This is a genomic window from Mesorhizobium sp. M8A.F.Ca.ET.161.01.1.1 (assembly GCF_004792105.1).
Classification (GTDB): Bacteria; Pseudomonadota; Alphaproteobacteria; order Rhizobiales; family Rhizobiaceae; genus Mesorhizobium.
Window position 1 is genome coordinate 1 of sequence record NZ_SRTD01000128.1, and the last position, 397, is coordinate 397.

A 397-nucleotide genomic window follows, 5' to 3' on the forward strand; every position below is an offset into this window, starting at 1 on the left:
CTGTGCGCCAGCTCAGCTGCTGGCCCAGCCAGGTGGTCAGCGGGTTGCCGACCAGGATCGCGATCGACAGGCCCAGCAGAACCCGGGACATGGCTTGGCCACGCTGGCCAGCGGGGCTGATCGCGGCGGCCACCAGCATCGCCACGCCGAAATACGCACCGTGCGGCAGCCCGGCAACGAAGCGTGCCGCCAGCATGGTGCCGTAGTTCGGGGCCAGCGCGCTGGCGAGGTTGCCCACTGCGTAGAACCCCATCAACGCCAGCAGCAGCTTGCGGCGCGGGAAACTGGCACCGACGAAGGCGAGGATCGGCGCACCGACCACCACGCCGATGGCATAGGCGCTGATCAGGTGGCCGACCTGGGTCTCGGAGATCGACAGGCCGCGGCTGATCTCCAG

The 397-nt window shown here is 69.3% G+C and carries 1 protein-coding gene; it reads right to left on the reverse strand.

Annotated features, from left to right (window positions below; genetic code table 11):
• The coding region (locus EN804_RS34980; RefSeq protein WP_135922327.1) for an MFS transporter at positions 1–397 on the reverse strand (397 nt) is incomplete at both ends.